Raw genomic sequence first — 20,485 nt, 5'->3', positions numbered from 1 at the left:
GCATTTGCCACGGTTGAGCAGAAGCGTCGTGGCCGGGGGCCTTGAGATCGTATCGAGGTTGAGCCCTCCTGCAACGACGCTCAGCGATTGTCCGCAGGCGACCTACCTGGCGCGTTTCTCGGTGATCACGCTGGCGGTGGCGAAGGCGTCGAGGACGCCGGATCGACCGGGGTGGATGGCTTCGAGGCCGAGGCGGGACTGGACGGCATAGGAGAGCCGCTGGCCGGTGCCGGCCAGGATGACCAGGCGCTGGCCTTTGGGCAAGGCGAGCAGGTCATCGGTACTGGTCAGGTCGAGTTGATTGAGGTGCGGCAGCGCGGAGCGGAGGATGAAGCGGAGCCGGCCGCCGGGGGCGGAGCCTTCCTCGGACTGGCGGGTGAGGTCGGGGCTGACCACGGCCACGAGGTCGAACGGCTGTTCGCGGTTGCGGCGGAGGATCATGGCGCGGAGCATTAAGAGGTCGTCGGTCTCTTTGTGGTGGAAGCAGACCTCCTTGATCCCGGCGGCGACCGTCACAACCAGCACAGTGACCAGGAACCCGCCGAGGACCTGACGTTGGCGGTCGTCTCGCCGTCTTGCCCAGCGGTCGAGGCCCCGGGTGATCACGAAGGCGATCACCAGCAGGTCGAGGGCGAGGTGCAAGCCCAGGGCCGTGGCGGCGTCGGCTCGGGCGTGGGCGAGGTCGTCCATTGCCCCCCGGAGGTTGGCGCTGGCCCACCAGGCGATGGAGACGGCCGTGGCGGGGGCGAGCCAGGTCAGAGTCCGGATCGGAATTTGCCGGCTCGCCAGGTCGGTGATCGCTCGGGCGGCCAGCAAGTTCAAGGGGGCAAGCAGAAAGAGGCCGAGCGCGGGGCGCGGGCCGCTCGGCAAGAGGGTCGGCACCAGGGCCGCGATCGCGAGCCAGAGCACCCAGAACACGCCGCCGACGACTTGCGGGTCGTCGCTCTCATCGGTCAGGCCGAGGCGGATCATCCGGACCGCGGCGTAGATTCCCAACGGCAGCGTGGCGGGGGCGAGGTCGACCAGGCGGCCCAGAAGGCCCGGACCTTGCTGGCCGGGGGGGCCGAGCGGAGCCAAGGCCGCTGTAATGATCTGGGATCCGTAGGTGGCGTACATCCGGAGGTTCCAGGGAGCCGCCAGAGTGAGCCCGATGGCCAGGGCCACTGCGCCTGCGATCAGGCTTGGGTTGTTCCGCCACGACAGCCACCATCGCCCCGAGCGCCCGCCGGGGGGGCTTCCGATGTGGAGATAGGCCTGGTGCAGCAGGATGACCGGAATGCTGATCAGGCCGAGCCCGCCGAGCGACATCAGGGCCAGGCCCAGGGCCAGACCCCCCAGAATGGTCGTGGAGACCGTGCCCGACCATCCCCAGAACTGCGCAGACTCGGCCCCCGCCCGCAGATGCCAGCCATAGCAGAGCAAAGCCAACAAGGTGCCCGCCAGCCCCAGGGTTGTGGGGGTGGCCTCCTGCATCTGGATCAGGAGATTCCGGTTGAACCCCATCAAGATCGCCGCAATCAGGCCCAGGCCGGGCCCATGCCAGAGCCGGCCGTGCAGGTAGATCAGGACGACGACGAGAATTCCTCCGACGTAGCTGGGCAGCACCGTGGCCCGCGGATCTCGGTCGGGGCTCAGCGCCAGGCCGATTGCCTCGAGCCAGGCGTAGAGCGGCGGTTGGAGGGCCACCGCCCGGAACGCGCGGGCCTCGTGCACCGGCTTCACATCGGCGATCGCCGGGACCTGGTCGACGACCATGCCGTCGAGCACCGCCAACCCGCGGAGGCCCCACCAGGGGCCGGGGGGGTTGAGGTCCCAGCTATTGAGCGCGTAGAGGCCCGGCAGGACCGCCACCAGCACGACCAAAGGAAAGAACATCGCCGACCGAGGTGCGGGGCGCACCAGCGGGCGCGCCGAGGTAATCGGCACGTCAGCCCTCCCCCGATTATCACCTTTCGGCCGCGTTGCCAGCCTTGGCATCATGCGACGACCCACCTTCTCGAAAACAACTCCCTACTCCCTGATAACTCCACGGATTGGGCGCACCTTACCACAATTGGGCGCAACGCGGGAGAGAGTTTCTCGTCGAGGGCGCGCGCCGGGGTAAATCCCAGCGGGCTGGATGAAGACCCGGCCAGCGGAATCGGGTCGAAAAATGAGGAAAGTGTCCCCCGGCTGGCCGGCCCGGTCAGTCGGAATCCCGACAACCGGGTCGCCGGGGTCAGGTCAGATTCAGGCCGGCTTGAGCAGGCCACGACGAAGCGTCTCGCCGACCTGCGCTGCTCCGTAGCCGCGTTCGACCATCAGGCAAGGTATCCCTTGCTGTTCGCAGAGCGGGCGGAGCCGCTCGGGTACATGGTGACCTATGAAGCTCTTGAGTATTAAGACAAGGTCGACCCCGTGGTTACGGACCCGCCGTTCGATCGAGTCGAGCATGGCGGGCTTGGCGTCCTCGTACGGTTCCCAGTCGAGCTTGTCGAATTCGAAGAGCCGTTGCAAAGTCCGCCTCACGTCCTCGCGAACGCTGCCGCCGATCATCAGGACCCGCAAGCCCTGGGTGGCCGAGATGAGGTCTTCGTAACGTTCCTGGAGGGTATCGTCGTCCTTGGACTCCTCCTGGCGGATCCGGTCGAGATTCCGGCGCAGGGCTCGCAAGCCGTTGCCTCCGGAGATTACTTCACGGTAGGGCATCACCAGTCCCAGGACCGTGGGGTCGGACGCGCCGAGGCCGCTGACGACTAGCTTTAACTGATTGAGGAACTCCTCCACTCCTTCCTCGGGCAAGGCGGTCCGCGACATCAGGGCCTTGAGCTCTTCCAGGGCCGCTAGCCCCGCCTCGCGGTTCAACTGCTGCCGTTCCAGGTCGCGTGCCTGGCTCTCCTGGCGTTGCTGCTCCCAATCTTTGGAGCGTCTGGCCGTTTCGGTCGCCTGGAGCAATTGCTCCTGGGCCTCGGCGACGTAGGCGGCCCAGTCGGTATGGAAGTCGTGCCGGAACGCTTCGATGTAACCAGGCTCGTACTGCTTGGAGAGGGTTTTAAGCTGGTGGAACGTGCGTTGCGAGAGGGCCTGGTTCTCCTCGGTCATCTCGCCGTCGTTGGCGGCCTGGTGCATCCGGAAGCGGCCGATCCAGATTTTGAGTTGCGAGTATTGCTCGAGCTTGCCGAGCATGCCGAAGTAGTTCAGGCTGGCCTCGACCTCGCGGGCCAGGGTCTGGAACTGGCCGCCGGGAAAGTGCATCTCGGCGTCCCAGAGCAGTCGGTCCTCATTCGAGAACTTATCGGCAAGCTGGGGTTGGAGTCGGTCGAGTTCGCGGCGGAGCTGCTGATAGTGATCCATGGCCGTGCGCAGCTCGCGCCTGGCCTCGTCCGACTCGCGGCTCACCGACTCGATTTCCGCTTGTGCCTCACGTTTTTTGCGTTCGATCTCGGTCTGGGCGTCCGCGATCAGGTTTTCGGGGTCGGCGTCGGAATCAAGGGCGGCCTTATACTGGGCGAGCTTGCGGACCAGTTCCTTGAGGTGCTGCTCGTCAATCTCGGCCTGCTCGAGTTCGCGCATTCGGACGGGCCGAATTTCGCGGAGCCGCTGTGCGGCGCGGTTGGCGCGAACCTCGGCCGTACGGAATTGCTCGGCCGCCTGTTGTGTCTCGGCGCCAAGTTTTTTGGCCCGGCTCTTCGCTTCGGCCTGCCGCACCAACTCAGCAAGCCGTTCCAGGGATGGGGTCATATAACGAGTCTCTTCCTCAATCTCTCGCGTGCAGCTCCCCCGCAAGGGGGGTTAAGCCCGGCCGAGCACTCCATGAATCGGTGTGCCCGAGCAAAGGCGGAGCGGCCGGCCGAGTGAGTCCGCCAACTCCAGCGCGGGATCGACGCCGAGTAGGTGGTAGACCGTCGCGGCAATATCGGAGGGGGTGACGGGGTCACGTGCCGGGTGCGCGGCCCAGCGATCGGATGCGCCATGAACGATGCCGCCGCGGATTCCCGCGCCGGCGAGAACGGTCGTGAAACAATGAGGCCAGTGGTCGCGACCATCTCGACCCGCCCCTGCTCCACCCACCACCCCCTGCCCCACACGGGGCGTGCGGCCGAATTCACCCGTCCAGATCACGAGTGTTTCGTCGAGGAGGCCACGGGCGTCGAGGTCGTCGAGCAATGCGGAGAACGTTTGGTCGCTCGCGGGCATCAGACGAGTCTTCAAGTCGATAAAGTTGCGGTTGTGCGTGTCCCAATACACGCTCACGTTCGTCATTCCATCATTTTGCCAAAAAACGGTCGTTAAGGATACACCCGCCTCCACCAGTCGGCGCGCTTGGAGAACCGCCTGGCCGTGTGGGTGCAAACCGTAGCGGGCGCGGATCTTTGGGTCTTCACGCTCGAGGTCAAACGCTTCGAGCGCACGCCTTGCGGTAAGAAGGTTGTAGGCGCGCTTGTAGTGGGCGTCAAGTGCCTGCACTTGGGCCGACCGCTCCAAGTGCCTCGCCTGGTACTCGACCGCCTGGAGCAAGCGTTGGCGATCGCCGAATCGCCCCGAACCGACGTCATCGGGAAGTCGGATCGCCCCGACATGGTAATCCGGGCGATTTGGGTCGTCATCGATCGTGAACGGGTTGAGCGTTGGCCCGAGCCAGCCGGCCCCCTGGCCATGGCTCGATTCGACGAACCGGGGGGCGCCGTCGGGGATGGTCGGGCGCATCTGGACGAACGGTGGTAAACAGGTCCGTTCCTTCCCGCGGTCCCGCCGCGCCAGGACGGCGCCGTAATGAGGCCAGTCGTCGCTGGTGGGGCCTCCGCCGGGGGTCGAGATCGATTTGCCGGTCAGGAGCTCGTGCGTGGCCGTCGTATGGTTCACGTCGCCATGATGCACCGAGCGAATGATCGCCAGCCGATGCGCCTGGCGGGCCAGATTGGGAAAGTGCTCGGAGATGAAAATCCCAGGGACGTTCGTGGCGATCGGCCGGAACTCCCCTCGGAATTGCTCGGGAGCGTCGGGCTTCAGATCCCAGGTCTCTTGTTGAGCCGGCCCTCCCCACATGAATAGAATGATGCAAGCTTTGGCTCGGCCGAAGGTCTCGGCCGGTAACCGAGGAGAGAGGCTCTGAGCCGCCAGCAGCGTGGGCAGTCCAAGCCCAAACAGCCCCAGGCCCCCTGCGCGCAGAAATTCACGCCGGGATCGCCCCTGGAACGCTTCCGCTGGGCCTCCACGGTGTGCTGCATGCATAATTCAATTCACTCCACGTGCGAATTCGAGTTTCTCAACTGTATCATACCGAGATCCTCAAAGAATGAAACAAGGGAAAGACCCTGGAGAACCGTGGCGAACGTGCTTATTTTATTAAGAAATGTAAACAGCCAAAACTCCCTCCGGGAATCGCGTCTCGCAAAAACACTAGCATCGGCCGTGGTGGGAGTGAGGAACGTCATTTGCTCAGACAGATCGAGGGAGGATTTCCGTGGATTCGGAGGCGGGCTGGCGGAGAGGACACTCCGGGTGAAACCGTTCTTTTGGAAAGCCGAAAACAGACTTGATATTTGGGAGAGTTGATGCAATGCGGAGCGAACGAGACAAGATGCTGGCTGGGGAATTGTATGATCCCCTCGACCCCGATCTTTGCGCGGCCCGCGACCGCTCGCGGGATTTATGCCAGGAGCTTAACGCCACCCGGGAAGCCCAGCAGGAGGAACGCCGGCGAATTCTCCGTGAGTTGTTTGGCGCGGGGGGCGAGAGCGTCTGGATGCAGCCCCCCTTCTTCTGCGACTACGGTTCGAACATCCTGCTTGGGGAGCGGGTCTTCTTCAACTTCAACTGTGTTGTGCTCGACGTGGCCCTGGTGCGGATCGGCGACTACACCCTGTTCGGCCCGTCGGTCCAGATCTACACGGCCACTCACCCGCTGAACCACGAACTGAGGCGTAAACAGGAGTTCGCCAAGCCGATCGAGATCGGCTCCGACGTCTGGGTCGGTGGGGCTGCGATTCTCTGCCCTGGCGTCAAGATCGGCTCGCGCTCTGTCATCGGGGCCGGGAGCGTGGTCACACGGGACATCCCCGAGGGTGTGTTCGCCGCCGGCAACCCCTGCCGTGTCATCCGAGAAATCACCGAATGATTCAGCGAGGACGCGCGGCAAACCGGCACCTGACTCCCAATAATTCCCGCCAATTCTTTGGGTCTCGAATTCCGAACGGCTACGGATCGATGCAATTTATGTTCATTAAATAGCTTATATTCGATGAATATCGATTGCTTTCGCCGTGGGCGGCCGGTTTCGATGACGCCCGCGGACGAAGCGGCACTCATTGCCCCGGCACGGAGAGCGGCTTGCCATTGTCCTTCGGGCCGAGCGTCAGCAGGAACGGCACGGCGATCTCGGCCCAGGCCTCGGGGTTGGGGAAAAACTTGGCTCGGCCTCCGAAAGTGCTCTGCAACATCGCTGTGTCGATGATCCCCGGGTTCAGTGGAACGGCGGCCAGACCCGAGGGGAGTTCTTGGGCCAGCGCTCGGGTCAGGCCCTCAATGGCCCACTTGGTTGCGCAGTAGGGGGCGACCTCGGGCGCGGTGGAACGCCCCCAACCCGAGCTGAAGTTGACGATCACCCCGCTTTGCTGCTCGATCATCGCCGGGACGTAGGCGCGGAGCACATTGGCGACCCCCTTGAGGTTCACATCGACGACCCGGTCGAATTCGTCGGCCGCGACCTTCCACAACGGTGCATTGCCGTTGATCAGGGCCGCGTTGTTGAGCAACAGGTCAGGCGGGCGGAATCGGTCGAGGACATCACTCGCCCACGCCTTGACTTGCCTATCGTCGGCGACGTCAACCGCCGTGAAGTCGTGTGGCGGGCCGAGCTCCTCGCGCAGACGTGCCAGCGCCCCGGCCGTTCGCCCGCAGCCGACGACGGTGTGGCCGAGCTTGGCAAACCCGATCGCCATCGCCCGGCCGATCCCGCGGGTGGTCCCTGTGATCAGAATGAGTTTCCGCGATGCCTGGACCATCCTTCACCTCTCCCCGACATTGTCGTCAATGGTGGGCGCCGTACCTCTTCCATTGAGACCAAGGTTAATCGGGCCGGTGAGTGCTGAACAGACCGGGCGTTCGGTGAGCGCAGCCACTCACCCGGGAATGAGGGATTCACGACGGTTTCAATAACGTCAGGCTCTCTTGATCCCGAAGTTTGGTCTTCGTATCCTCAATTTGTCACGCGAAAGCGTCCACGAAATTCCCTTTCATGGATATTCTTAACCCACGATGAATGCGACAAACGATCCTGGCGGTTATGTTGTCTATTCGGTGGTCGGCGACCGTTACACGTTCCTGCTCACGGGCGCACAGACCGGGGGCGCTTACTCCGTGCTCGATTTCTTCGTTCCACCGGGGAGCGGCTCACCGCCGCACGTTCATCGTCGCGAGGACGAGGCGTTTTACGTCATCGACGGCGAGTTCGAGTTCATCGTGGCCGGCGAGCCGATTCGGGTCACGGCGGGTGGATTCCTCTTCGCTCGCCGCGACATTCCCCACAACTTCACGAACGTCGGTTCAACCCCCGGCAGGATGATCGTTACCGTCACGCCCGCCGGCCTCGAGGAGTTCTTCGCCGAAGTGGGCACGCGCCTGCAGAGTCGCGAGGATGCGCCGATTCCTCCGTCGTCGGAGGACATCGCCAAGCTCATCGAGGCCGCCCCAAGGTACGGCCTGGAAATTCTGAAAGCGTTCTGAGCGGAATCCCCTCTAGCAACGGTTGAAATTGTTGTTGTCCATCGTTGAAATTGCTGTTGCCGTGGTTTTTGCCATCAGGTGGCCCGTGGCCATGCGTCGGATCTCCCGCGGCCTTGCGGGTGTTGTTGGTGTGATGCTCTTGGGCGTTATTGCGACCGGCGGGATCCATGAACCCAGGTCCGTTGCGGCGACCCACAAATGGTTATCTCACGGTCTATTGATTCTGGCCTGGACGAGCGTTCTGCTTGGCATCGGCGTCACCTTGAGCCGCCTGCGCTCTCGTCCGTTCGCTACGGCGGCACAAGTCCTGCTGTTTCTGTTATTGCTGGCTGTTCTCCTGGGAACCTCGTTCACCGGCTACCTGGGGCCGTCCTCCGGACCGACGGATGAGATGACTCTGCGCCGCTTCCAGGTGCTTCATTATTGGGTGTTCCCCACGTTGGCGACCGCTTTGGTGGTCTGGTGGTATTCTCACCTCAGAACGATCCGCAAGGCTCCGCTTTCCGGGGATGTCGGGTGATTGGTTGCTCGCTCCCAGCAAAAAGGACAAGGAGGCGAGCCGGAACCGTAGTTCGCCTTATGGCAAGTTATGATAAACCTGATAAATAAAAAGTTGCCAGATTTTATCATTTAGTCGATAATCGCTCGATAGTGTGCTGTGGGACGGTGGTGGAACCCCGATGAAATGAGGATCGCCGATGAGCGCCCCAGACCCTTCTCCGGACGCGCGGCGGCCGACGAAGCCAAATACGCCACAGTCGGCGCCTGTCGAAGAGTTGAGTTCCGCGACACAGGGCAGGCTGCTTGATCTGATTCGAAAGCAAGTGGTTCGCTCGCTCGGCTCCCCGGCCGACTTGCTGGCGGTCCACGTTCGGCCGCTCTGGGATGATCGCTACCGGGTGAACGTTGTCGTCGGGAAGGAATACACGTCCTCCAAGATTATTCAAAGCTATTTCTTGGCGGCCGATAGCGACGGCAACATCATCCGCTCCTCCCCGGAGGTCACCCGCCTTTATTGACGTGTGAAGCACCTGCTGACAATTCTCCGCGTTCCCCCCCTCGTCGGTCTCATTCTCCTTCCCCTGCCCTCACCGCACAAGAAATCCCTTGTGCGGCGAGGCCTGTTTGTAGGCAGACGCAGAGGCCTTCGCCCTGGCCTCCTGGCGCTGCGTGCTTACGGATATTCCGTAAGCGGCTTACCCACTGAGACGCACATGCGCTCACTGGTCATCGCCCTATCGGGGCGTTCCCAGGCAGCCCGGGACAACGCCCCTGGAATCCTTATGTCAGTAGGTTTTAGCCGTGCAAGGGCGGCCTGATCTGGGGCGAAGCCTGCGATATCGGGCGTGTTAACCTGCCCCTCAGGCCGCCCTTGGCAGGGCTCGGGATTCTCGGGAGCGCGTCCCCAAGGGCTGAATTCCTATGGCTCCCAGACGCGTTCCGAACCGGCGACTCAAACGGCGTTGGCCGCGCGTTTTGCGGCAGACCTTGCCGATCCTGCCTGTCCGAACGGCGGTTCGCGACCTCGGACGGAATGAAGTCCCTTGTGAGCGGCGGCTCTGCAGGCTAAGTTGCAACGACCCGCGTTGGTCCCGCCAGGTAGGCACACCCAGAGGAGAGACAACATGACACGTAAGAGTTTCGTTTTCGCAATCGCGTCCGGCGCTGCCCTGGTCACCCTGACCACAATTGGGACTTGGGCCCAGCACGCCGAGGTGGCCCCCCTGGGAGGAGTCACGAAGGCCGTTGCCGTGCTGCACGCCACCAAGAAGGGGGGCGACGTTCATGGCAAGATCACGTTCACCCAGACTCCGAAGGGGATCCTGGTGGAAGGGACGGTCGAAGGCCTGACCCCGGGCCCGCACGGCTTCCACGTCCACGAGTTCGGCGATTGCAGCTCGGATGACGCCATGTCCGCGGGGGGCCACTTCAACCCCACGAACATGCCGCACGCCGGCCCGCACGACACCAAGCGACACGTCGGTGACCTCGGGAACATCGAGGCCAACGATAAGGGCGTTGCCAAGATCGAACTCCTCGATTCCGCGATCAGCTTCTCGGGCGCCCACTCGATCATCGGCCGTGGCCTGATCGTTCACGCCAAGGCCGACGACCTCAAGTCGCCCCCCGCCGGCGCTGCCGGTGATCGCGTCGCTTGCGGCGTCGTCGGCGTCGCCAAGGCCGCTGGGATGATGAGCGGTACCGCGCCCGCCAAGAAGTGAAGTGAAGTTGAATCAAGTCAAGATCAAAGCATTTGAGTGACTGAAATCTCGTCCGCGGATCCCCCTTGGTCCATGACCAAGCCACCAGGGATCCGCGGACGTGTCATTTGATAGCTTCGCGGGTTATTGCGTTGGGTGGGCACGGGTCATTCAATAGAACAATGCAATTGTTTCGATGCATTGCGCGGCTGGGGTGGAACCGTCCAACCGAAACGCCGTCGGCTTTTTTCACTTCTCATTGCGGTTCACATCCGATTCCTGAAGAATGGGGCTCCACTGCCTCCTTCGCGGCGTCAACGCCGGGGGCGGAGCTGGTCCACTACCTCTTGATTTCGGACCCAGCGGTGCCCCCTCCACCGGACTTGGGACGGAGACGCATCAATGAATCGTGCTCCAACGTTCCGCGCGGCGGTTGGCCTGGCCGTGGTCCTGGCGGCGGTTGGTGAGTTCTCGATCGCTCGAGCGCAAACCGCCGGTCGAGATGGAGGGAGCGAGAGCCTGGCCGGCCTGGCACGCACCATGGGCACGGGGCCTCAAGCCCCCGTGACGATCCTCATGGCTCCCGCAGTCCAGCGTGAGCTCAAGCTCACCGATGCCCAGAAGCACAAGATTTTCAGCCTCTCCGTCTCCGCGGCGCAGAAACAGCGAGATCAGTTCCAGTCGTTATTCCTCGGGGGAGGGGGAGACGGTGAGGGCGGCCTGAATCCGCAGGGGATGCTGGCGACCCGCGACGGGATGCGCCGGGAGAATGATCAGGCGATCGGTCGGATTCTCGAGGACAAGCAGAAGGAACGGTTCAACCAGATCGTCCTTCGCACGGAGGGTCCGCTGGCCGTCGCCCGGCCGGACATCGCCGCCAAGCTCGGGTTGAAAGACACCCAGCGCCAGTATGTGCAGTCGATCATGACGCAGATGCAGCAGAACCAGTTCCTCTTATTCGCGAGGATGCGCCAGGGGGCCGCCCAGGGCCAGGTGGGGCCCGGCCAGGTCGCCCAGCTCCGGGAAATGATGGAGAAGCTTCGCGACGGTGCCGTTCAGCAGTTGAGCAAGGTGATCGACGCCAAGCAGAAGGCCGCCTTCAACAAGATGCTCGGCGAGCCCTTCGATCTCGCGAAGCTCGACCCCGATTCAGACCCGGAGCCCGAAACCAAGCCCGAGGCTTCGGCCGACGCCGCCCCGAAGCCGACTCAAGACCCGGCGACCGCCGGGGCCGAGGCAAGCACCAAGGAAGGCTCGGCGCCCGAGAAGGCCGCCAAGAGTTCGCCCCGCTCCGCCCGCAAGAAAGCGCGCCCCAAGGCCAAAGCGGGCCAATAATCACGATCCCTCGGCCCGCTCCGTCCCTTTTTCCAGACGTTCCCCCCAAGCCGACGATTCTCGGTCGGATCCGAGCGGCTCGCGGCGAGCGGCAGGCCGAAATTGCCCTTCAGTTCCCCCCAAGCCCGTACCCTCGCTGGTTGACTCTCCGTGCTGCGCTGCCTACGATGGAGTTGTTTTGTGCTCTGATATTGCGCATCGCGGGACGGCTGAGAGGGGAATGACGGGTGGCCAGCAAACCTTGGGGCGGACGCTTCGGCGAGAAAACGGATCGTCGCGTCGAACAGTTCACGGAATCGATCTCCTTTGACCGTCGGCTCTTCGAGCACGACATCAGGGCCTCGATCGCGCACGCCGAGATGCTGGCTCATGTTGGTTTGATCACTGACGATGAGTGCCAGCAAATTGTGCGGGGTCTGTCGGATATCCGGGCTGAGATTGAGGCGGACCGGTTCGAGTTCGTGCTCGAACGCGAGGACGTGCATATGCACGTTGAGGCCGCCCTGATTGACCGGCTCGGCGACGTGGGGCGCAAGCTGCACACGGCCAGGAGTCGCAACGATCAGGTCGCCACCGACGTCAAGCTCTGGGTCCGCGACGGGTTGGACCGGATCGGCGATCGGCTGACCGACCTCCAGCGTGCCCTGGTGGACGCGGCCGAGCGGCACCGCGAGGTGATCTTGCCCGGCTACACCCACCTTCAGCGCGCTCAACCTGTGCTCGCCCCTCATTATTTCCTCGCCTACGTCGAGAAGTTCGCCCGCGATCGCGACCGCCTGGCCGACACCCGCAAGCGGCTCAACGTCTTGCCCCTGGGGGCTGCCGCGCTGGCCGGCACGACCCTGCCGATTGACCGTGACCACGTCGCCAAGGCCCTTGGCTTCGACGGGGTGGCGGCCAATAGCATGGACGTCTCGAGCGACCGTGACTTTGCCCTGGAGTCGGTCTTCGACCTGACGATGATCGCCGAGCACCTCTCGGGCTGGGCTGAGGAGTGGGTCCTCTGGAGCACCCAGGAATTTTCGTTCCTGGCCTTGCCCGACGCGATCTGCACCGGCAGCAGCATCATGCCCCAGAAGAAGAACCCCGACGTTCTCGAGCTGATCCGAGGGCGGACCGCCCGGGTCATCGGTGCGCTCAACACGCTGCTCGTGCTGATCAAAGGGCTGCCGCTCGCCTACAACCGCGATCTCCAAGAGGATAAAGAGCCAATCTTCGATGCGTTCGATACGGTCGAGGCCTGCCTGGAACTGGCCGCCGTCGTCGTCGCGGGGGCGACCCTTCGCGCCGACCGGATCGCCGAGCGGCTCGACGAAGGCTTCCTCGACGCCACCACGCTCATGGAATACCTGATCCGTCAAGGGGTTCCCCAGCGCTCCGCGCACGAAGTCATCGGCCATCTGGTCAGCCTCTGCGAACAGAAAGGGTGCCGTCGCCTGGTCGACCTGCCCGATGATGATTTCGCCAAGGCCCATCCCAACCTCGGACCAGGGGTCAAGAACGTTCTGGGGGTTGCCAACGCCATCAAGGCGTTCCGGTCTCACGGCTCGACCGCACCCGACCAGGTCGAGAAACAACTGGCCGCCTGGAAGACTCGACTCTTGCCTTCGTGAGGATTCTGAGCGTCACGATGAACGGCATGTCCACGCACATCCGCTCGCAGATCAGGGCCAACGCGCCTAACCGTGGCGCGGTGACCGATGGGATCGAGATCATCGCCCGATTGCGCAAGCTGGGTTGTTCGGTCGCCTGGTATCACCTGGGAGGTGGAGACGGGATCAATGGCCGAGGCCACGAGGCGCGGCCGATCTCCGACTTCGCCAAGGTGATTTTGCCGGGAATTCAGGCGATGGGACGCGGTCTAGCGATGGAACCGGGGCGGGTGATTGCCGGCAACGCCGGCATCCTGGTCCGTCGTGTGTTATATACCAAGCAGTCGGGAGTGAAGCGGTTCCTGATCCAGGACGCCGCGATGAATGACCTGATCCGGCCCGGTGCTGTACGAATCGTTCCATCGGACCTGGCCCGTCACGGCGCCTGTCGGCTTGCCCGCCCCTCCCGACGAAGACGAGGCCGCGATCACAGGGACCGAGCCCTGGGACGTGGTCGGACCCGTCTGCAAGAGCGGAGACTTCCTGGCCAAAGACCGTGCCCTGCCCTGTCCCGGGACGATCGCTGGCGACCTTCTCGGCAGGCGCCGACGGCATGGTCATGGCCTCCCACGACAACACGCGCCCCCGCGCTGCCGAGATCCTCGTTGATGGGGCGGATGCCCGCCTGGTCCGCCACCGCGAACCCAACGAGGATCTGGTCCTTCAGGAGCGCCTGTGAACTCGACCGTGTTGTGAAATCGAATGTCCCCCGTTGACCCCGAGCAGAGCGGACTCGACCTCATGTGCCGAAACTCGTCTTTCCGCGATCGCCTGGCGATCTCGTGCGTAGTGGCCTGCCTGGCGGCCGGGGCATCGCTCCTGCCCGGGTTTGCCGCTGACGCAAGGGGGCAAGTCCCCGGCCCCGAGACCTTCAGCAAGGAGCCGCAGACTCCGATCGAGCTTTGGGAGGCGGCCGACTACCTGATTCGGACCGGTCAGGCCCAGCAGGCGGTCCCGTATCTCAACAAGTTCATGAAGTCCAAGCCCGACGACGCCGTGCTGCTTCAGATCCGCGACCGGTACGGCGTCGGGTCGGTGCTCCGGCTGGACAACTATCCCGAAACGCGGGCCCTGGCCCGTCCCCTCACCTCCTTACTGGCCGCCGCCTCGCTGCGGAACTCGACCCGGGCCGATCGGATTCAGCGGTTCGTCAACACGCTCACGAAGAGTTCCGAGGAGCAAGAGTACGCTGTCGAGCGACTCCGTGAGGCTGGTCCTTATGCCGTCCCCTATCTGGTGCAGGCTCTGGACCGGGCGAACATCCCCGCCGAGGACCGGGCCCTGATCGCTTATAACATGGGGCGACTCGACCGCTCGGCGGTCCCCCCTTTGATTGCAGTCCTCGAGAGCTCGGACGGGCGGCTGGCGGCCGATGCGGCCAACGCCCTGGGCATGATCGGCGACGTTCGAGCGGTTCCGTCCTTGACGCCCCTGGCCGCGACGTCGGACACAGGGGCGCCGGCCCGCGCCGCGGCCCGCCGCGCCATTGCCCGCTTGACGGGCCGGTCGTTCGAGTCCCAGCCCCGTTCCCCCGTTCGGGTGTTGACCGACGAGGCGCGGAAGTACCACCGTCACGCCTTCTTGTTCCCCGGCGATTCGGCCTTGATCTGGGAGTGGGACGCGGATCAGAAGATCCCTGTCCCTCGTCAGGTCTCGCGGAGCGATGCCGAGGCCTACTTCGGACAGCGGCTGGCACGTGAGGCGCTCAAGCTCGATCCGGCCGATGGGCCCGCCCAGATCGTCCTGGTGAGCCAGGCCCTGGAAAAAGCGGTCGAGAATGCGGGCTTCAAAGCCGTGACGACCAACGACCCCACAGGCGCTTTTGCCTTAGCCCTGGCCGCTGGGCCGAACGTGCTCGGCCAGGTCCTTCAGACGGCGATCACCGACGGCAAGCCGGATCTGGCCGCGGTCGCGGCGACGGCCCTGGGGCAGATTGTCGACCGCGACGTCTTGACGTCCGGCCGGCGGGTTCACCCCCTGGTCGAGGCGCTCTCCTCGCCCGGTCGACGCGCTCAGTTTGCCGCCGCGCGGGCCCTGGTCTTGCTCGAACCCCGGCGGCCGTTCGCCGGTTCGAGCCAGGTCGTGCCGATCCTGGCGCGGTTTGTGGTCAATCAGCCGGCGCCTCGGGCCGTCGTTATTGATGGCAACCTGGATCGTGGGAACCTGGTCGCCTCCTATCTCAAAGAACTTGGCTACCAATCCCAGGTCGCTCGAACCGGTGCGGATGGCTTTCGTGCCGCGGCCGATGGGGCCGACGTCGAGCTGATTCTGGTCGATGCGCACCAGGTCGGTGGACCCTGGCGGCTGGTCGATATCCTCTCGAACTTGCGAGCCGATGCACGGACCGCGGGGATTCCGATCTACGTTGTGGGCCCGCTCAACAATCAGGCCGCGCTCGATGCGACGTTCACCAACTATCCGGGGGTGAAGTTTCTCGTCACCCCGACCAGTGCGGCGATCCTCGAGCGGCAGCTCGGGGGCCGGCCGTCGGAGTTCTCGGATGAGGAGCGGGCCACCTTCGCAGGCGAGGCCGCCTCGCTTCTGGCTCTGATCGCGTCGCGGCCGGGCAACCCGTTCGAGTCCGACTTGCGGCAAGCCGAGAGCGCTCTGTCCCTCGCTCTGAATACTCCGACGACCAACCTGGCCGCCTCGTCGGCCCTGGGGGATGTGCCTGACGCCGAGGCCCAGCGCAGCCTCGCCGACGTAGTTCTCGATGTGTCGAAGCCCACCCCGCTTCGCCTCTCCGCGGCCGAGCAACTCGCCCGGAGCCTTCAGCGGTTCGGGCCGCTTGTGGCGGCCGACCAAGAAGCGAAGCTCCTGACCGCATTCGACCAGGAGCGTGAACCCGCCTTGCGGGTCGCTATGGCCACGCTCATCGGTGCCCTTCGACCCAAGCCGGCTCAGGCGGGCGCGCGGCTCCAGCAACTTAACGCTCTTCCCGCGGCCCCTGAACAGGCGGCCCCGGCTCCAGAATCGGCCCCCTCTCCGCCGACTCCGGAACCCGCCGAGGCCATGCCCGCGCCCGACGCGGAGGTTCCGCCTCCCGCGGACGGCAAACCGTGATGCGATTCAAGGGCCGATTTTTTGCCGTGCAAGAGCCGAGGATTCGACGGATAGGTTGAACTGAACGATTGATCGAGGAGAGGAGGGGTCCGGCCGGCCCGAGGGTGGAGCGAAGCGGTTCGCCCACTCGCCCGCCCGCGGTGTTCACCGGCCCTCTTGGAAGGACGCGCGGCGATGGCCATCCCTTATGATCGCTCCCCATCTCGCCCGGGAGGAGACACTCCTCTGCCGGGCGTGATCGGTTCGAGCCCGGCAATGCTCGAGGTCTTCAGGACCACCCGGCAAGTGGCCCCCTCTCGCGCCTGTGTGCTGATCGTCGGCGAGACCGGGACTGGTAAGGAGCTGGTCGCGCGCGCCATTCACGACCTCAGCCCGAGATACTCCGGCCCCTATATCCGCGTCAACTGCGGCGCCCTGACCGAGAGTCTGCTCGAGAGCGAACTGTTCGGCCACGTCAAAGGCTCGTTCACAGGCGCTGTGGATAACCGGACCGGCCGGTTTGAAGCCGCGCACACCGGCAGCATCTTTCTTGACGAAATCAACAGCACCTCCCCCAAGCTTCAGGTCAAGCTGCTCCGCGTCCTCCAGGAGGGCGAGTTTGAGCGGGTCGGTGACACGAACACCAAGAAGGTCGATACCCGGATCATCGCGGCGACCAACCGCGACCTGCTCGACGAGATCGACGCCGGCCGGTTCCGTGAAGACTTGTACTACCGACTCAACGTCGTGCCGGTCTACCTGCCCGCCTTGCGCGAGCGTCGGGACGATATCGGCTTGTTGGTTGAATTGTTCCTGAAGCGGTATGCCGATCAAAATCGCCGGGACGTACGGCGCGTCCACCCGGAGGCGATGCGTCTGCTCCGTGACCACGACTGGCCGGGCAATGTCCGCGAGCTTCAAAACTACGTCGAACGCGCCGTGATCTTGGGCGAAGGCCCCGAGCTGACCGTCGAGCACCTGCCTCCTCAGTTGCGCGGAGTCGCGGCCCCGCGCCCGATCCGATCGCGTGGGGGCGACCTCACGGCCATGACGTCCGAGCTAGTCCGTCAGGGGGTTCGCGCGGCCGGTCCGCAGGCGAACGACCTTCACAAGCGGATCGTCGATCAGGTCGAGCGCGAACTGATCCAGCAGGTCCTCCAGTCGTGCGAACGGGTGCAGATCAAGGCGGCCGCCCGCCTGGGCATCAATCGAAACACCCTGCACAAGAAGCTCGCGCAATACCGCATCGACGGTGACGAAAACAGCGGCGGCAACGGTGACGGTCACGGCCCTGACGGCTCGGACGCGTCCTCCGCCGGTGACGAGGAGTAAGCGAATCATGTCCGCGGCCCCCACCCCCAGCCTGGCGCTCGACCGTCTCTACCAGGGGGACTGCCTGGAAAACATCCGGCAGGTCGAGTCAGGGTCGATCGACCTTGTCTTCGCCGATCCCCCGTTCAACATCGGTTACGCCTACGACGTCTACGACGACAGCCGCAGCGCCGACCAGTACCTCGCCTGGACCGAGCTCTGGGCCAAAGAGGTCACGCGGGTCCTCAAGCCGACCGGCACTTTCTGGCTGGCGATTGGCGACGAGTACGCGGCCGAGCTCAAAGTAGCCTTCCACCGCGGCCAGGGCCTGACGCTCCGGAACTGGGTGATCTGGTACTACACGTTCGGCGTCCACTGCAAGAAGAAGTTCAGCAGGAGCCACGCCCACCTGTTCTACTTCGTCAAGGACGCCAAGCGGTTCCTGTTCAACGACCACGACATCCGCGTCCCCTCCGCGCGGCAGCTCGTCTACGCCGACGCCCGCGCCGACCCCAAGGGCCGTGTGCCTGACGACACCTGGATTCTCCGCCCTCAGGACCTACCCGAAGGCTTCGCCCCCGACAGCGACACCTGGTACGTCCCTCGCGTCTGCGGCACGTTCAAGGAACGCGCTGGGTGGCACGGCTGCCAGATGCCCGAGCAACTCCTCGGCCGGATCATCCGGACCTGCTCCAACGAGGGAGATATCGTCCTCGACCCGTTCGCCGGCAGCGGCACGACCCTGGTTGTCGCCAAGAAGCTCGGGCGCAAGTACCTCGGCTTCGAACTCTCCCCCGACTACGCCGCCCAGATCGAGACCCGCCTCGAAGCCGCCCAGGTGGGCCAGCCTCTCGAAGGAAGCGCCGAGCCGCTCGTCAGCGTCAAGCCCACCCCCGCGCGTGCGAAGCGGGCGTGACCCGCGACCGATCGTGGTCCGCTCTCCCCCTTTTTTGGTGCGATCGAATGGGCTGTCGGTGGAACCGCGGCCCTTTGTGGAAGATCCGGACGATGCCTCCGCCCTTCCTTCCCCGGCATGGACCGACACTGTCGCCACGTGACCGCGTCTTCCGCCCGGATCCCTCAACCCGTTGCCGTTGCCACAAGGGCAAAAGAACCAGCCCATGCGGCGGTCCCTACCTTTCGCGCTCAATCTTGAACCGAGGCAGGTTCTTGTCGAGTTTATCCGTGGCCACCGCCGAGGCTGTTGACCGCCTCAGTCGGGCCAATTGCCAGAGCCGATCTCGGGTGTGCCGGCCGGTTCGAGATCGTCTCGTGGCGAATCGGCATGACGTTGAATTTGTATACAGCTCAGTATACCATTGGGGTTACCGGTCACTGGCGACTGAGATGGGGAACAGTAGGTCGCCACGTATCAAAGGAGATTGTGTCTGGGCCACAACAGACTCGGAGTCATTCGTTCAGCGCACCACACATGACTCGGGTCAGGAAGTCAAACCTTATGGAAAGGTTGACGGTTCGAATTAGTCGTTCCGCCCACGCGACCCTCCGGTCACTTTCGGAGGAAGCTGACGAACCGATGACCGAGGTGCTTGGCAAGGCGATCGAGGAGTACAGGAAGAAACGCTTCCTGGAAGGGCTCAACGCCGACTTCGCCGCCTTGCGAGAGGCCCCGGCCGCCTGGGCGGAGGAACAAGAAGAGCGAGCGGCGTGGGACGCCACGCTGGCTGATGGTCTGGACTAACGATTCGTGAATCATCCCACGCCAATGCGGGGAGAAATCTGGGGAGCAAATCTCGACCCGAATGGGACTCTAATCTCGCGGCCGACCGCGGACGCGCCCCGTGCCCTCGGTCGGTCGGCCTTGCCCCCTACCCGCCGATCCCACACCACCTCCTGAGCCCCAACGGAGTGGCCTGGATCAGTCGACGGCATCAGGGGGCCATGACCCTTCGGGAATCGCGACCATGCTGACCTGGTACTCGCTCGCCGTGCAACTGGCGCGGTTGATCCCGGCGCCTCAGAAGCACGCCCCCGTCCCGCTTGAGCTCCGGGCCGCGAGAACCCGTGAGCGTTTCGGCCGCTGCCCGGCCTGCGGCGAATTCGTCGGGATCAAAGTCGCGACGCCGGTCCAGCGAGGGCTCGTCTGTCCGGCCTGCCGAGAGACGATCGTCTCCCTCGATCCGCTCTGGCCGACTCTCTCCGAAGCACGAGCAGCTTCGCCAGGGCTTGATGCCAAGTCCGCTCGCGACCCGGGTTCGGTGGCACGCCCGGGCGGGCACGTCAGCCGCGCGGCCCGACGGTTCGGTAATGTATGCCGGACGGCCTTGGGGTTTGGACCAAAGTCATGTGACTCTGTTCCACCACCGTTTTCGCCGGGTGTTTGGGACGCGGACCTCGATGCCTAAGAGCCCCTAACTTAATGAGCGTAGCTACCCTGATTTAGGACTGCTACGCTCATTCTGTTTTTGACTCTAAAGTGGCGAGCCGGGCTGGGCGGTCCACCTGTTGGTAGGCCGCGGCCCGGGTTTTTGAGGAACACATCGGACAAGATCATAAAAATGAAGTTATGGTAGGATGAGACGGGGACGGAGGGGATTTTCCGTCAGAGCAAGCCTCGCCGGGCGTGTTGTCAATCGCGAGAATGGAGACGAGTGATTGTGCGTAGGCCACCGTTATCGGTAATTCAAAGGGGGCAGGAGCCGATATGGCCATATCGGCTCCTGACCCCTTTGAATTTGCCCGGGACCATTGATATTTGTCGAATTCGCGGCAGATGGAACGCTTTCTCTGCCTCTTCATGAGGACGCGGCGGCGGATCTCGGCCCAGTTGTGCATGTGCGTGAACACCCATGGACCTCGCGACGCGTGGGGTATCGAAGCGAAACAATGTTCGCTTTTGTGTGCAAGACGCCATTGGTGAACCTATGAGCGTTACGCTTTTCGGCCGAACATCGGAGACCGGCGTGCGATACGTTTTTCGACCGACGTTCACACCGAGACCCTCAATTATCCGGCGCGATACCACGACGATTCAATTGCATGACGCCTTGAGGGTGTCGCCCCCGCCTTATAGACTTGGGACGCGGGCTGCGAGCCATCCGCTCGTTCGGCCCCTCGAAATGGGTGAGGTAGCCGAAGTCTTTGGGATACCTCGAAAAGCCGCGACTGGGGCCCGACGTGAAAAGCAACCGGCGGTACGACCTGTCGGAGCGGCTTATCCACTTCTTTCGGAAGCTCGACCTCAAAGATGGATCTGCTCCCGATCTTCCTGAGAGTTTT

At 64.0% G+C, this 20,485-nt stretch carries 17 protein-coding genes; 13 read left to right on the top strand and 4 right to left on the bottom strand.

The features are described from left to right. Positions 1-102: 102 nt before the first annotated feature. The 3 genes from V5E97_RS05000 to V5E97_RS04990 form a co-directional block, all read right to left on the bottom strand. Entirely contained in the window at positions 103-1,926 is a 1,824-nt protein-coding gene (locus V5E97_RS05000) for a glycosyltransferase family 39 protein (protein WP_406698185.1), read from the bottom strand. Between the two features lie 303 nt (positions 1,927-2,229). Next, positions 2,230-3,720 (bottom strand): hypothetical protein, encoded by a 1,491-nt coding sequence (locus tag V5E97_RS04995; protein ID WP_406698184.1) that lies wholly within the window; start codon positions 3,718-3,720, stop codon positions 2,230-2,232. 51 nt (positions 3,721-3,771) lie between these two features. Next, positions 3,772-5,211: a DUF1501 domain-containing protein gene (locus tag V5E97_RS04990; RefSeq protein ID WP_406698183.1), complete on the bottom strand. Its 1,440-nt coding sequence runs from the start codon at positions 5,209-5,211 to the stop codon at positions 3,772-3,774. A gap of 328 nt (positions 5,212-5,539) precedes the next feature. On the opposite strand from V5E97_RS04990, the gene V5E97_RS04985 reads away from it, so the two are divergent. Further along, entirely contained in the window at positions 5,540-6,097 is a 558-nt protein-coding gene (locus tag V5E97_RS04985; protein ID WP_406698182.1) for a sugar O-acetyltransferase, read from the top strand. A gap of 187 nt (positions 6,098-6,284) precedes the next feature. Here V5E97_RS04985 and V5E97_RS04980 read toward each other — a convergent pair whose 3' ends face one another. Then, on the bottom strand, positions 6,285-6,983 hold the full coding sequence (locus V5E97_RS04980) for an SDR family oxidoreductase (protein WP_406698181.1): 699 nt from the start codon (positions 6,981-6,983) through the stop codon (positions 6,285-6,287). Positions 6,984-7,236: 253 nt separating this feature from the next. On the opposite strand from V5E97_RS04980, the gene V5E97_RS04975 reads away from it, so the two are divergent. The 12 genes from V5E97_RS04975 (at position 7,237) to V5E97_RS04915 (ending at position 19,611) form a co-directional block, all read left to right on the top strand. Continuing rightward, positions 7,237-7,704 (top strand): cupin domain-containing protein, encoded by a 468-nt coding sequence (locus tag V5E97_RS04975; RefSeq protein WP_406698180.1) that lies wholly within the window; start codon positions 7,237-7,239, stop codon positions 7,702-7,704. A 34-nt stretch (positions 7,705-7,738) separates the two neighbouring features. Beyond that, on the top strand, positions 7,739-8,224 hold the full coding sequence (locus V5E97_RS04970; RefSeq protein ID WP_406698179.1) for a hypothetical protein: 486 nt from the start codon (positions 7,739-7,741) through the stop codon (positions 8,222-8,224). 178 nt (positions 8,225-8,402) lie between these two features. After that, positions 8,403-8,723 carry a hypothetical protein gene (locus tag V5E97_RS04965; RefSeq protein ID WP_406698178.1) on the top strand — a complete coding sequence of 107 codons (321 nt, stop codon included), beginning with the start codon at positions 8,403-8,405 and terminating at the stop codon, positions 8,721-8,723. Positions 8,724-9,329: 606 nt separating this feature from the next. Further along, a complete protein-coding gene (locus V5E97_RS04960; RefSeq protein WP_406698177.1) occupies positions 9,330-9,926 on the top strand; it encodes a superoxide dismutase family protein in 597 nt (198 codons plus the stop codon). Positions 9,927-10,307: 381 nt separating this feature from the next. Further along, positions 10,308-11,240 (top strand): hypothetical protein, encoded by a 933-nt coding sequence (locus V5E97_RS04955; RefSeq protein ID WP_406698176.1) that lies wholly within the window; start codon positions 10,308-10,310, stop codon positions 11,238-11,240. A gap of 227 nt (positions 11,241-11,467) precedes the next feature. Then, positions 11,468-12,853: an argininosuccinate lyase gene (gene argH, locus V5E97_RS04950; protein ID WP_406698175.1), complete on the top strand. Its 1,386-nt coding sequence runs from the start codon at positions 11,468-11,470 to the stop codon at positions 12,851-12,853. A 26-nt stretch (positions 12,854-12,879) separates the two neighbouring features. After that, positions 12,880-13,608 carry a hypothetical protein gene (locus V5E97_RS40470; RefSeq protein WP_475297064.1) on the top strand — a complete coding sequence of 243 codons (729 nt, stop codon included), beginning with the start codon at positions 12,880-12,882 and terminating at the stop codon, positions 13,606-13,608. Further along, positions 13,595-15,955 (top strand): HEAT repeat domain-containing protein, encoded by a 2,361-nt coding sequence (locus V5E97_RS04935; RefSeq protein WP_406698174.1) that lies wholly within the window; start codon positions 13,595-13,597, stop codon positions 15,953-15,955. The genes V5E97_RS40470 and V5E97_RS04935 overlap by 14 nt, the downstream gene beginning before the upstream one ends. 174 nt (positions 15,956-16,129) lie before the next feature. Then, the gene (locus V5E97_RS04930; RefSeq protein ID WP_406698173.1) at positions 16,130-17,266 is read left to right on the top strand and encodes a sigma-54 interaction domain-containing protein; all 1,137 of its coding nucleotides are present in this window, start codon (positions 16,130-16,132) and stop codon (positions 17,264-17,266) included. A 7-nt stretch (positions 17,267-17,273) separates the two neighbouring features. After that, positions 17,274-18,161 carry a DNA-methyltransferase gene (locus V5E97_RS04925; RefSeq protein ID WP_406698172.1) on the top strand — a complete coding sequence of 296 codons (888 nt, stop codon included), beginning with the start codon at positions 17,274-17,276 and terminating at the stop codon, positions 18,159-18,161. A gap of 621 nt (positions 18,162-18,782) precedes the next feature. Further along, complete coding sequence (locus V5E97_RS04920) at positions 18,783-18,947, top strand: toxin-antitoxin system protein (RefSeq protein WP_406698171.1); 165 nt, start codon at positions 18,783-18,785, stop codon at positions 18,945-18,947. Positions 18,948-19,170: 223 nt separating this feature from the next. Further along, positions 19,171-19,611, top strand: a complete 441-nt coding sequence (locus V5E97_RS04915) for a hypothetical protein (RefSeq protein ID WP_406698170.1) — start codon at positions 19,171-19,173, stop codon at positions 19,609-19,611. Positions 19,612-20,485: the final 874 nt, after the last annotated feature.

The sequence above is a fragment of the Singulisphaera photorubra genome, from assembly GCF_045290345.1.
GTDB lineage: Bacteria > Planctomycetota > Planctomycetia > Isosphaerales > Isosphaeraceae > Singulisphaera.
This window is presented reverse-complemented; position numbering and strand designations above follow the sequence as displayed.

What these genes read in the sequence shown, in the direction of transcription:
- V5E97_RS04995 (WP_406698184.1), bottom strand. Translation starts at nt 3,720, where the DNA reads ATGACCCCATCCCTGGAACGGCTTGCTGAGTTGGTGCGGCAGGCCGAA.
- V5E97_RS04990 (WP_406698183.1), bottom strand. Translation starts at nt 5,211, where the DNA reads ATGCATGCAGCACACCGTGGAGGCCCAGCGGAAGCGTTCCAGGGGCGA.
- V5E97_RS04985 (WP_406698182.1), top strand. Translation starts at nt 5,540, where the DNA reads ATGCGGAGCGAACGAGACAAGATGCTGGCTGGGGAATTGTATGATCCC.
- V5E97_RS04980 (WP_406698181.1), bottom strand. Translation starts at nt 6,983, where the DNA reads ATGGTCCAGGCATCGCGGAAACTCATTCTGATCACAGGGACCACCCGC.
- V5E97_RS04975 (WP_406698180.1), top strand. Translation starts at nt 7,237, where the DNA reads ATGAATGCGACAAACGATCCTGGCGGTTATGTTGTCTATTCGGTGGTC.
- V5E97_RS04965 (WP_406698178.1), top strand. Translation starts at nt 8,403, where the DNA reads ATGAGCGCCCCAGACCCTTCTCCGGACGCGCGGCGGCCGACGAAGCCA.
- V5E97_RS04960 (WP_406698177.1), top strand. Translation starts at nt 9,330, where the DNA reads ATGACACGTAAGAGTTTCGTTTTCGCAATCGCGTCCGGCGCTGCCCTG.
- V5E97_RS04955 (WP_406698176.1), top strand. Translation starts at nt 10,308, where the DNA reads ATGAATCGTGCTCCAACGTTCCGCGCGGCGGTTGGCCTGGCCGTGGTC.
- V5E97_RS40470 (WP_475297064.1), top strand. Translation starts at nt 12,880, where the DNA reads ATGTCCACGCACATCCGCTCGCAGATCAGGGCCAACGCGCCTAACCGT.
- V5E97_RS04935 (WP_406698174.1), top strand. Translation starts at nt 13,595, where the DNA reads ATGTCCCCCGTTGACCCCGAGCAGAGCGGACTCGACCTCATGTGCCGA.
- V5E97_RS04930 (WP_406698173.1), top strand. Translation starts at nt 16,130, where the DNA reads ATGGCCATCCCTTATGATCGCTCCCCATCTCGCCCGGGAGGAGACACT.
- V5E97_RS04925 (WP_406698172.1), top strand. Translation starts at nt 17,274, where the DNA reads ATGTCCGCGGCCCCCACCCCCAGCCTGGCGCTCGACCGTCTCTACCAG.
- V5E97_RS04920 (WP_406698171.1), top strand. Translation starts at nt 18,783, where the DNA reads ATGACCGAGGTGCTTGGCAAGGCGATCGAGGAGTACAGGAAGAAACGC.
- V5E97_RS04915 (WP_406698170.1), top strand. Translation starts at nt 19,171, where the DNA reads ATGCTGACCTGGTACTCGCTCGCCGTGCAACTGGCGCGGTTGATCCCG.